Annotated in this window: 8 protein-coding genes; 4 read left to right on the top strand and 4 right to left on the bottom strand. The window is 66.5% G+C overall.

Translation table 11 applies throughout. The annotated features are described in order from the left end of the window. Window positions 1-215: 215 nt before the first annotated feature. Window positions 216-1,931, bottom strand: a complete 1,716-nt coding sequence (locus tag AC1RL5_RS31575) for a 2-isopropylmalate synthase (protein ID WP_183001520.1) — start codon at window positions 1,929-1,931, stop codon at window positions 216-218. A gap of 275 nt (window positions 1,932-2,206) precedes the next feature. Between AC1RL5_RS31575 and AC1RL5_RS31570 the strand changes: the two genes are divergently transcribed. Next, window positions 2,207-3,037 carry an AraC family transcriptional regulator gene (locus AC1RL5_RS31570; protein WP_015636445.1) on the top strand — a complete coding sequence of 277 codons (831 nt, stop codon included), beginning with the start codon at window positions 2,207-2,209 and terminating at the stop codon, window positions 3,035-3,037. Between the two features lie 4 nt (window positions 3,038-3,041). On the opposite strand, the gene AC1RL5_RS31565 is transcribed toward AC1RL5_RS31570, so the two are convergent. From AC1RL5_RS31565 to AC1RL5_RS31555, 3 genes are read right to left on the bottom strand one after another with little or no spacing between them, the layout of a single operon-like run. Next, on the bottom strand, window positions 3,042-4,631 hold the full coding sequence (locus tag AC1RL5_RS31565) for a DHA2 family efflux MFS transporter permease subunit (RefSeq protein WP_093410209.1): 1,590 nt from the start codon (window positions 4,629-4,631) through the stop codon (window positions 3,042-3,044). Further along, window positions 4,624-5,733 (bottom strand): HlyD family secretion protein, encoded by a 1,110-nt coding sequence (locus AC1RL5_RS31560; protein WP_492590207.1) that lies wholly within the window; start codon window positions 5,731-5,733, stop codon window positions 4,624-4,626. Before AC1RL5_RS31560 ends, AC1RL5_RS31565 begins: the two co-directional genes overlap by 8 nt. Then, window positions 5,730-7,208: a TolC family protein gene (locus tag AC1RL5_RS31555; RefSeq protein ID WP_125063726.1), complete on the bottom strand. Its 1,479-nt coding sequence runs from the start codon at window positions 7,206-7,208 to the stop codon at window positions 5,730-5,732. The genes AC1RL5_RS31560 and AC1RL5_RS31555 overlap by 4 nt, the downstream gene beginning before the upstream one ends. 236 nt (window positions 7,209-7,444) lie before the next feature. On the opposite strand from AC1RL5_RS31555, the gene AC1RL5_RS31550 reads away from it, so the two are divergent. From AC1RL5_RS31550 to AC1RL5_RS31540, 3 genes are all read left to right on the top strand, one after another. Further along, on the top strand, window positions 7,445-8,023 hold the full coding sequence (locus AC1RL5_RS31550) for a DUF4337 domain-containing protein (RefSeq protein ID WP_103291432.1): 579 nt from the start codon (window positions 7,445-7,447) through the stop codon (window positions 8,021-8,023). Window positions 8,024-8,223: 200 nt separating this feature from the next. Further along, complete coding sequence (locus tag AC1RL5_RS31545; RefSeq protein WP_072445027.1) at window positions 8,224-9,714, top strand: aldehyde dehydrogenase family protein; 1,491 nt, start codon at window positions 8,224-8,226, stop codon at window positions 9,712-9,714. Between the two features lie 184 nt (window positions 9,715-9,898). After that, window positions 9,899-11,818: an amidohydrolase gene (locus AC1RL5_RS31540; protein ID WP_145714123.1), complete on the top strand. Its 1,920-nt coding sequence runs from the start codon at window positions 9,899-9,901 to the stop codon at window positions 11,816-11,818. The last annotated feature ends 7 nt before the right edge of the window (window positions 11,819-11,825 follow it).

Raw genomic sequence — 11,825 nt, 5'->3', positions numbered from 1 at the left:
TAATATCGGACATATCCGAAAACACCCTACGACTTGGGCAAAGATGCTGGAGGTTTATCCCTGCACGACTTTTTTTTCACGGTGCTTTCACCTCGCCGCCCCTATATTGCCAATCACTCCTTAACGAATCCCATTTGGCCCGCGCTACAGCGGGCTTTTTTTTGCCCGGGCTCCAGCGGCCGGCCCCTGGGGCGCCGACTGCTGGTGCGGGTCACTCAGGGAGCCGCCCGCTCCGCAAGCGATGCCTGGGTGGGGACGAATGCCGGCGCCTGCTCGGGATAAAACCGCGCCGCGGCATTGATCACGGCCTGCACCGACGCGGTGACGATATTGGCGTGACAGCCGGCGCCAAAACGTGACCCGGCAACGCCCGGCCACACCGCTTCGACAATTGCCAGCGCCTGCGCATCGGCCCCCGCCCCCAGGTTGCGCTCTTCAAAACTGTCGATGCGCAGCGGCAAGCCCAGGGCGGCCAGGGCCGCCGCGACAGGTCCGTTGCCCACGCCATGCAAGCACGCCTCCTGGTTCCCGGGGGTGGCGACCCGCAGCTCGATCCCCTGCCCCTCGGGGGCATCGAACAACCGATGAGCGAGATACCGCAGGCCGGCCGTGCCCTCTGCACACGCCAGATAGGTGCGCTGGAACACCTCCCATAAAGCGTCGCTGCTCAACTCGGCGTCACTGGCATCAGCCAGCTTCTGCACAATGGCGCTGAACTCGATCTGCATGCGCCGGGGCATGACGATGCCGTGGTCACGCTGCAGCAGGAAAGCGATCCCGCCTTTGCCGGACTGGCTGTTGACCCGCACGATGCTGTCGTAGGTCCGCCCCAGGTCCTGCGGATCGATGGGCAGGTAGGGCACCTCCCAGAAACCGTCGGCCGCCTGGGCGGCAAAGCCCTTGGCGATGGCGTCCTGGTGCGAGCCGGAAAAGGCGGTGAACACCAGGTCGCCGACATAGGGATGGCGCGGATGGATCGGCAGCGCCGTGCATTCCTCGGCAACCCGGGCCACTGCCGCGATATCGGAGAAGTCCAGCCCGGGGCTGATGCCCTGGGTATAGAGATTCAGTGCCAGGGTCACCAGATCCAGGTTGCCACTGCGCTCGCCATTGCCGAACAGGCAGCCCTCCACCCGCTGGGCGCCCGCCAGCAACGCCTGTTCGGCACAGGCCACGCCGGTGCCCCGGTCGTTGTGCGGGTGCACTGACAGCGTGACCTGGTCGCGGCGCTCCAGGCGCTTGTGCATCCATTCGATCTGGTCGGCAAAGACGTTGGCGGTGGCCACCTCGACGGTGGTCGGCAGGTTGATGATGATCGGGCGCCCCGGGCCGGCGTCCCAGGTACGGATCGCGGTGTTGCACATGCGCAGGGACACCTCGAGCTCCGCCATGCAGAAGGTTTCGGGGGAGTACTGCAACACCCATTCGGTTTCCGGGTGCTGGTCGGTCAACTCGCGCAACAGCCTGACATGGCGCTCCACCAGGGACTCGACCTCGTCCACCGAAAACCCGAACACCACGCGCCGCCAGACCGGGGCGATGGCGTTGTACAGGTGGACGATGACCCGGCGCGCACCCTGCACACTGCGTACGGTTTCGCGGATCAGGTCCTCGCGCAGTTGGGTCATCACCATGGGGGTGACGTCGGCGGGAATCCGCTGCTGCTCCACAAGCTCGCGGACCACCTCGAAATCGGTACGCGAGGCGGCGGGGAATCCCACTTCGATTTCCTTGAAGCCCAGGCGCACCAGTTCCTCGAACAGGCGCAGCTTGCGCTCGCGGTTCATCGGCTCGAACAGCGCCTGGTTGCCATCGCGCAGGTCGGTGGACAGCCAGATCGGAGCCTGGGTGATGGTACGTGACGGCCACTGGCGCGAGGCCAGGTCCACGGGAGCAAAGGCACGGTATTTGGTATGGGGATGGGCGAGCATACTGACCTCGAAAGCACAATGGAGAACGCGATGGATCTCCCCTGCTTTCATCATGGAAAGCGCTTCGAGGCCGGAGTCTGGGGGAGATCAGCCTGGGTGCCAGGTTCCTGGCAGCACCGGCAGACCCCGGCCGTAAGGCAGGGGTAGCGCTAGTAGCAGGGTCAGGAACAGGGGGTTCATGGGCGGTTGCAACCGTCGGCGGGCAAGGAGTGATCTGTAGTCTAGGTAGCGATCTTCTGAATGTAATGCGCTAAACACCCTTTGATTATCGCAAAATGGACATTTTCACCTATGATAAGCGCCCCATGATCCCTTCCGGGGCGGAGGCGCTGCGCTGCATGTCCGATCTGCTTGTTGTCTCGTCCATCGACTGCCTGTCCATGCCGGTTACCAGCATCGCCGTGGATTACCCCAACGGCCATGAAATACCTGCCCACAGCCATCCACGCTCGCAGCTGGCCTATGCCATCGAGGGCGTGCTGGTGATCGACACCGAGTCCGGCCGCTGGGTGGTGCCGCCCAGCCGCGGGGTGTGGTTGCAGGCCGGCGTCGAGCACCGGGTACGCATGCGCGGCGCGGTGCGCATGCGCAGCCTGTTCATCAATGTCGATGCCATTGCCGGCCTGCCCGAGCATGACTGCGTGATCGAGGTCTCGCCGTTGCTGCGCGAGCTGATCCTGGCCGCCGCCCAGGTCGGCACGCAGTATTCGCCGGACAGCCGCGACGGCCGCCTGATGCGCCTGATCCTCGATGAGATGCGCTCGCTGCCGGTGCTGCCGTTCAGCCTGCCCTGGCCCCATGAGCCGCGCATGCTGCGGGTGTGCCAGGCGCTGGCGGACGATCCTTCGGACAACCGCACCGCCGAACAATGGGGCGACTGCCTGGCCATGAGCGCCAAGACCTTCCATCGCCAGTTCCAGCGCCACACCGGCATCACCTTTGGCCGTTGGCGCCAGCAGGCGCGGTTGCTGATGTCCCTGGAGTGCCTGGCCGAAGGCATGCCGGTGGTGCAAGTGGCGCTGCAGCACGGCTACGACAGCCAGAGCGCCTTCGCCGCCGCCTTCAAGCGCCAGTTCGGCACGCCGCCTTCGGAGTTCTACCGCTGAGGGCTCAGGCCCGGCGCAGCAGCACACCGGCCACCACGCACAACAGCATGGCCAGCCCCGCCAGCAAGAAGGCATCGCTGTAGGCCAGCAGCAGGGCGTCGCGGTGCAGCACCTTGTCCACCATGCCCAGGGCTTGCTGGCGCAGGGGCGCCAGCGCCGCCGAATGCAGGGCCGTTGCGTACTCTACCGGTGCCTGGGCCAGCAGGCGCACCAGTTCCACCAGGCGCTCCTCGGTGGCCTGGGCGAACAGGCTGACGGATTCGCCAATGCGCTGGGCGTGGAGTTTCTCGCGCTCCACCACGATCTGGCTGGACAGCGCGATACCGATGGCCCCGCCGACGTTACGCACCATGGAGAACAGTCCGGAGGCCGAGCCCACCTGGTCCTTTTCCAGCCCCTGGATCGCCATCACCCCCAGCGCCACCACCACCAGCGACTGGCCGATACCACGCACCACCAGCGAGGGCACGATGACGTTCACCGAGGCATCGGGGTTGAGGTGGATGTTCATCAGGCAGCCGATGCCAGTGATGGCGAACCCGGCAATGATGATGGTGCGGGCGCTGGTCCAGCGCATCAGCCGCGGGGTGGCGAACGACATGACGAACTGGATCAGGCCGTAGGGAATCATCATCAGGCCGATCTGCCGGGCGTTGTAGCCGTGGATCTGGGCAAAGTAGTTGGGCACCAGGAACACCACGCCGAACACCACCGCACCGAAGGTGAATTGCATCAGGCTGGCAATGCCGAAGTTGTAGCGCCCCAAGAGGCGCAGGTTGATCAACGGCTGCTCGCGACGCAGTTCGATGGCCACGAAGGCCAGCAGGCCGACCGTGGCCAGGATCGCGCAATGGCTGATGAAGCTTGAGGCGAACCAGTCGTAACGGCCACCCTCCTCCAGCATGATCTGCAACGCCGAGAGGCCCACGGCCATGCTGGCGATGCCGCCCCAGTCACCCTGGCGCAGTTTTGCCAGGACCATGGGCTGGGGCCGCACCGACCAGCCGATGGCCGCCAGCAGCAACAGCCCCGGCGGCACTTGCAGGTAGAAGATCCAGCGCCACGAATAGGCATCGGTGAGCCAGCCGCCCAGGGACGGTCCCGCGGCCTGGGCGACATTGTTGGCCACGGCGAACAGGGCCATGCCCATGGGATGCCGGGCCGCCGGCAGCTCGGTGACAATCAGCTGGAACGACAGGGGAATCAGCACCCCGCCAAAGGCCCCTTGCAGCACCCGGGCGAAGATCAGGCTGTGGATGTTCGGCGCCAGGGAACAGGCGATCGAAAACAGCACGAAACCGGCGGTGCCGACCATCAGTACCCTGCGCATGGAAAACACCGAAACCAGCCAGCCGGTCATGGGAATGATGATGATCTCCGCCACCAGGTAGGCGGTGGTGATCCACGACCCCTCCTCGAAAGTCGCCCCCAGGGAGCCACGCACGTCCGGCAGGGAAGCGTTGGTCACGTGCACGTTCATCCCGGCCATGAAGCAGCCCACCACGCTGCCCAGCACCGCCACCCAGGTGCGCAGGGAGATTGCCTGTGCGGCGGCCTCGCCGGTGCCTTCCGATACGGCCTGGGCACTAGTCATGACGGGTGTCCACGGTCACCACCACCGACATCCCGGGGCGCAGCTGCGCCTGTCGCGGCTGCCCCGGATCGAGGCGGATGCGCACCGGCATGCGCTGCACGATCTTGGTGAAGTTGCCGGTGGCGTTGTCCGCCGGCAGCAGGGCGAATTCGGCGCCGGAAGCCGGGGCGAAACTCTCCACCCGACCCTCCAGTACATGGCCACCCAGGGCGTCGACCTCGACCCGCGCCGCTTGCCCGGGCCGCATGCCGTCGACCTGGGTTTCCTTGTAGTTGGCCACCACATAGGCGTCCTCAGGCACCACCGCCAACAGCGGCGCGCCGACTTCGACGTACTGCCCCAGGCGCAGGCGCCGCTGGCCGGCGATACCGTCCACCGGGCTGCGGATCAAGGTGCGAGCCAGATCGATGCGGGCCAGTTGCCGCTGGGCCGTGACCCGGACCACGCCCGCTTCGAGCTTGTCCAGTTGCGCCCGGGCGCTTTGCTGTTCGGTATCGAGCACCTGTACCTGTTGGCGCCGCGCGGCCAGGCTGGCGCGGGCCGCGCCCAGGGCGGCATCGGCCTGACGGGCCAGGGCGGCGGCGTTTTCCAGTTGCTGCACGCTGCTGACTTGCTGGCTGGCCAGGTGTTGCTGCCGCCGCCCTTCCTGGCCGGCCCGTTGTGCCTCGGCCTCGGCGGCGCCGACCCGGGCCTGGGCTTCGGCGATCAGGCTCTGCTGCTGTTGCTGGCGGGCGGCCAGATTGGCCAGCCGCGCCTGCCCGGCACGCTGTTCGGCCTGGGCCTCGCGCAGCGCCGCTTCCGCCTGTTCGACCCGGGCCCGGTAGTCGCTGTCGTCGATCCGCGCCAGCAGGTCGCCAGCCTTGAGCGGCTGGTTGTCCCGGACCTCGACCGCCACCAGGTAGCCGGCGACCCGGGGCGCGATGGTGACGATGTCCGAGCGCAGGTAGGCATCGTCGGTCTCCACCAGGAAACGCCCGTTGAACCACCAGCGCAGGCCCCAGGCCAGAACCAGCAGCAACACCAGCGCCAGCCCGGCATAACCGAGTAAGCGACGGCGGGTGACGGCTTGCGCCGGGAAAGCGGGAACAGGGGTCTGGGTCATTGCAAAGGCTCGTTGGGGGTTCGCGGGAAAGGGTTGGCCGCAGCCCGGCTCGGCTGCGGCAGGACAATCGGCGGCGCGCTGCGCCAGCCGCCGCCCAGGGCCTTGAACACCAGCACCTGGGTATCGATGACGGCGGCATCGGCCTGCGCTGCCGCGGCCCGGGTACGTACATCGGTGCGCTGGGCATCGAGGTAATCCAGGGCCGTGGAGGCACCGGCGGCCCTGGCTAGCCCGGCCAGGCGCAAGGCCTGGTGGTCACGTTCGGCTGCCAGGTGCAGGGCTTGCTGGCGCTGCAACGCGGCCTGGTAGTCGCTCAGGGCCTGTTGCTGCTCCTTCAGGGCCGCCAGGATGCTGCGGTCGAAATCCGCCAGCGCCGCGCTTTCTCCGGCGCTGGCCTGGGCGATGCGGGCGCGGGCGGCATTGAGGTTGGGCAAGCTCCAGGACAACAGCGGCCCCAATTGCCAGACCGAAGCGTCGCGCTCGTCGAAACCCGAGGGCTGGTGCGCCGACGTGTAGACCCCAGCCCCCAGGCTGACCCTTGGATAGAGGTCGGCCCGGGCCACGCCGATGCGCGCCGTGGCCGCCGCCAGCCGGCGCTCGGCCTGGCTCACGTCGGGGCGCCGACGCAACATGGCCAGGGCATCGCTCTGGGGCATGGGCGACCCCAGGGTCGGGGCCTGGCGACAAGCCTGGGCCGCCGCCGGTGCATCACCCGGGGGGCGCCCCAGCAAGACGGCCAGTTCGGCCAGGGCCCGTTGCCGTCCGGCCTGCAGCGGCGGCAGGCTGGCCTGCACCTGGCCCACCAGGCCTTCGGCGCGCACCACATCCAGGGTCACCGCGGCGCCGGCCCGATACAGCCGGCCGCTCAGGGTGCGGCCCTGCTCCACCAGCGCCAGGGACTCGCCGGCCACCTGCAGGCGCTGGCCGTAGCTGCAGGCCTGCAACCAGGCACGGGTGGTTTCCGCGGCCACCACCACCCGCAGCCCATCTTCGGCGGCCCGGGCCGCCTCGGCATCGGCCCGGGCGGCATCGGCCAGGCCGTGCAGGCGGCCGAACAGGTCGGCCTCCCACTGCACATCCAGGCCGACCCCATAGCGGCTGCCGGTGCGGATGTGCTGGCTGTCCTGCAAGGCGGCTTCCAGCTGGTCGTCGGCGGTACTGCCGTAGCCGGCGCGGGCCGTCACCTGGGTGGAAGGCTGGCGCAGGGTATCGGTTTCGCGCAGCAGCGCCCGGGCCTGCAGCAGGTTGGCCGCGGCCATCCGCAAGTCGCGGTTCTGGCTCAGGGCTTCCTGTACCGCGGCATTGAGCCCAGGGTCACGGTAGAGCTGCCACCACTGGTCGAGCCCCTGCTCGGCCGTTGCGTCCAGGTGGCTCACGGGCAGGGGCACAGTGCTGCCGGGCGGCCGTTCCGGCCCCAGGGTGCAACCGGCCAACAGGGCGCACAGGGCCCATGCAGGCCTCGGGTAAATGGGCATGGGAAGTACTCACGGATTCGAAGCGCCTACTTTAGAAAGGCCAGCTGGCGACCGTCTAACGAGAACTTCTTTTCGATTATCGCGAAATGGTCAACCTTGATCCCGAGCGCGGCCCTTCCGGCCTGGGCCCACAGCTCCAGGCTGTCGGCCAGCTGAACGAACTCACACTGGCCCTGCTGGCGCCAGTGGCCATGGATACAATTTGAAACACCCCCTACCCAGCCAATCGGATCGCCATGACCGAAGAATTCGATGTGCCCAGCCCCCACGAAAAGCACCTGGAACACGTGAGCGAACATGCCCACGCGCGCAGTGATCGCTTCGCCAGCAAGATCGCGGTGATGACGGCGATCATGGCCACCCTGGGAGCACTCCTGAGCTATCAGGCCGGCTCCTCGGAGAGCCTGGCGGCGATGGACAAGAACAATGCCGCGATGAAAAAGACCGAAGCCGCCAACCAGTGGAGCTACTACCAGGCCAAGTCCAGCCGGCAGAACCTGGCGGAGCTGGCGACCCACATTCCCGGAGTCGATGCCGCGCACTACGGCATCGAAGCCCAGCGCTACCAGAAGGAAAAGGAAGCGGTGCGCCTCAAGGCCGAGGCCCTGGAAGACGAGGCCCGGGACTGGGACGAGCAATCGGAAGCCGCGCTGCACCAGCACCATCGCTGGGCCCAGGCCATGATGGCGATCCAGATCGCCATCTCGATGGCGGCCATCACCCTGCTGACCCGCAAGGAATGGCTGAAGAAGCTCGCCTACGGCGCGGCCGGCGGCAGCGTGCTGCTGGGCACCCTGGCCTGGCTGCACATCTAGAGCCCCCTACCGGCCCCCGGAACCTGCCAGCCGATGCGTCTCTTGAATCTCACCGGGCTGTCGCAGTTTGCGAAAAACTGCCGCCGCGCAAGCCCCGGTGCTGCGCCCCTGGCCCCGCCATAGCGGGGCCGCGGCGCCTGGGTGGAACTGGCACAGCCATTGCGAAAGCCCCTGCCTCACCTACAACAAGAGGCTTCGCCATGGCTATTGCCCCACTGCTCGCCGCTACCACGGCCTTTATCCAGCGCGCCCCGCGCATGCTGATCGGTGCTCACTGGACCGAGGCCGGCGACGGCCAGACCATGCCCCTGCGCAACCCCGCCACCGGCGAACAGCTGTGCCTGGTGCCCCGGGCCACGGTGGACGATGTGGACCGCGCGGTGCTGGCAGCGCGCCAGGCCTTCGACGATTCGCCCTGGACCCGCACCCGCCCCCGGGAGCGGCAGAACCTGCTGTGGAAACTCGCCGACCTGATGCAGCGCGACGCCGAACTGCTGGCCCAGCTGGAATGCCTGAACAACGGCAAGAGCGCCGCCGTGGCCCAGGCCATGGACGTGCAACTGTCCATCGATTTCTTGCGCTACATGGCCGGCTGGGCGACCAAGATCGAGGGTTCAAGCGTCGAGGTCTCGCTGCCCCTGATGCCTGACGATCAGTTCCACAGTTTTATCCGCCGCGAAGCCGTGGGCGTGGTCGGCGCCATCGTCGCCTGGAACTTCCCGCTGCTGCTGGCCTGCTGGAAACTCGGCCCGGCCCTGGCCACCGGTTGCACCCTGGTGCTCAAGCCCGCCGATGAAACTCCGCTCAGCGCCCTGAAACTGGCCGAGCTGGTGCAGGAAGCCGGCTACCCCGACGGCGTGTTCAACGTGGTCACCGGCACCGGCATCACCGCCGGCAGTGCCCTGACCCGCAACCCCCTGGTGGACAAGCTGACCTTCACCGGCTCCACCGCCGTGGGCAAGGAAATCGGCAAGATCGCCATGGACTCCATGACCCGGGTGACCCTGGAACTGGGGGGCAAGTCGCCAACCATCGTCATGGCCGACGCCGATCTGGCCAGCGCCGCGGCCGGGGCTGCCAGCGCGATCTTCTTCAACCAGGGCCAGGTCTGCTGCGCCGGCTCCCGGCTGTATGTGCAGCGCAAGCATTTCGACAAGGTGGTAGCCGACATCGCCGGCATCGCCAATGCCATGAAGCTGGGCAATGGCCTGGACACCAGCGTCGAGATGGGCCCGCTGATTTCCGCGCGCCAGCAGGAGCGGGTCTATCGCTACATCGAGATGGGCCGCGAAAGCGGCGCCACCATCGCCTGCGGCGGCGAACAGTTCGGCCCGGGGTATTTCGTCAAGCCGACGGTGATAGTGGATGTGGACCAGAGGCATTCGCTGGTGCAGGAAGAGATCTTCGGCCCGGTGCTGGTGGCCATTCCTTTCGACGATGAGGCCGACGCCCTGCGCATGGCCAACGACAGCCCCTACGGCCTGGGCGCGAGCATCTGGTCCAACGACCTGGCGGCGGTGCACCGGATGATTCCGCGGATCAAGTCCGGTTCGGTGTGGGTCAACTGCCACAGTGCCCTGGACCCGGCACTGCCGTTTGGCGGCTACAAGATGTCCGGGCTTGGTCGGGAAATGGGGCACGCGGCCATCGAGCACTACACCGAGTTGAAATCAGTGCTGATCAAGCTCTGATCCGCCCCGCGCCAACCGCCCCACCCGGGGCGCCGGAGGTGGTCCGGCGCCCCCCGACGACCGTCCTGTTCGCCGTGCAAAGCGCTGCTACGCTCAGCCCGAGCCGGCTGGCCACCTCGTTTGAAGAGCCTGGGCTCATCCCCCCACAACGCCTCATCACCACCGAAAACCCGAGGAAAGCATCATGGGATCAAATGGAAATGATCACGATTACATCCAGTGCGGCTGCCACAACCCCGTCTGGGAAGCCTTGAAAGACACCCTCGACCCCGCCAGCTATATCGCCAGCCACCCCAACGCGGCACAGGGCCCGGCCAGGGACGCGAACGGCGAGTCCCTGGTGTTTCATGACGGCATCATCTACCCCTTGCGCGACGGCAACATGGATGAGCGGGTCGAAGCCCTGGGCATCCATGCCGGCGACGTGGTCGCCGCGGGCACCCTGGCCGCCGTCGAAGCCCGCATGCAGGCCCTGGGCATCGACTACAAGAAGCAGTCGCTGCACGGCAAGACCCTGCTGCCCGGCCTGGTCGAGCCCCACGCCCACATCGTGCAGAGCTGCGCCATGGATGGCTGGCTGAACCTGGGCGCCATCGAGCCCGACGACGGCGATACCCAGCAGGCGCCAGAGAAAAACAGCCAGCGCCTGCGGCCGCTCTATACCTGGGGCTGGCTGAAGGAAACCATCCAGAACAACCTCCCCGAAGACAGCACGAGCTGGGTCCTCGGGCACCTGGTCGACCCGGCGCTGATGCCGTTCAAGGTGATGCCGGGCGGCCTGAACCAACTCATGACCCTGCAATGTGGCGACACGCCCGAAGAGGGCTACCTGGACACCATCGAGGCCAAGCGGCCGATGCTGCTGATCAGTGCCTCCATGCACACCGCCTACATGAACACGGCGGCCCGGGATCTGGTGCATGAAAGAACCGGGGTCATGGTCGAGAATGGCGTGCTGCAGGAAACTCAGATAGTGGCCGGGATCCTGTCGATTCCCGCCAGGCAGAAGCTTGCAATGCTGAAGATCTTCGAGCGCCTGGACACCTTCTTCGCCACCGCGGCCAGCCGCGGGATCACCCTGCTGTACGACGCGATGATGGACCCCTTGTCGAAGCTGGTATTGAACGCCTACTTCCTGTCCCACCCCAGAACGCTGCGGATCGGCTACGCCGCCGCCTGCAACAACTCGCTCGAAGCCCTCAAGCTGCTGCCGGACTATCGGCCGGCCACGCGGGAAGAGGCCAGGCACATGTATCAGGGTTCGATCAAGGTGATCTCGGACGGGTCCAACCAGGGGTTGACCGGCTATCAGGTCGCGCCCTACTGCTGCGAGACAGACCGCCCGGTGGGCAACTTCAATCTGTGCGACAAGGGCGAGGACACCCCGAAAACACTCCCGGTCAAATACCAGGAATTTATCCACGCGGCGGTGAAAAAAGGCTGGCCGCTGATGATCCATGCCAACGGCGACCAGGCCATCGAATTCACTCTGCAGGCCTATGACCTGGCCCTGCAGGGCCAGAGCGGCCTGGACAAGCGCCATCGCATCGAACACTGCTCGCTGCTGAGCAAAAGCACCCTGGAAACCATGCAGCGCCTGGGCCTGTCACCGAGCTTTTTGATTGGCCATGTCGGCTACTGGGGCTACGCCTTCGATAAAGCCATTTTCGAAAAGAAGGCACACAACATGCTCGACCTCTGCAAGTCGGCCCTGGACCACGAGCTGCGGATTTCCCTGCACAGCGACTATTCCGTGACCCCACTGGGGCCCCTGCGTTCGATGGAGCAGGCGGTGACCCGCAAGATGGAAGGCATCCGCAATCATGACAACCAGTTCGTCCATGACCCGCGCCTGCAACCCATCCTCAATGAGGGCCAGTGCCTGACCCGCAAGCAGGCGCTGAAAGCCATCACCTACGACGCTGCCTGGCAGTGCCATGCCGAGGCCTGGACCGGCTCCCTGCAGGACCAGAACTTCGCCGACTTCGTGATCCTCGAGCAGGACCCACTGGACGAGAAGTTCCCGGCCACCCGGATTCGCGACATCAAGGTCTGCGAAACCTGGAAAGGCGGCCAGCGGGTGTACCTCAACCCCCGTAGCTGACCAGTGC

This window comes from Pseudomonas sp. GW822-FHT06D10 (genome assembly GCF_058799535.1).
The sequence above is the reverse complement of the archived record's forward strand: the minus strand, read 5'-3'. Positions and strand labels throughout refer to the sequence as shown.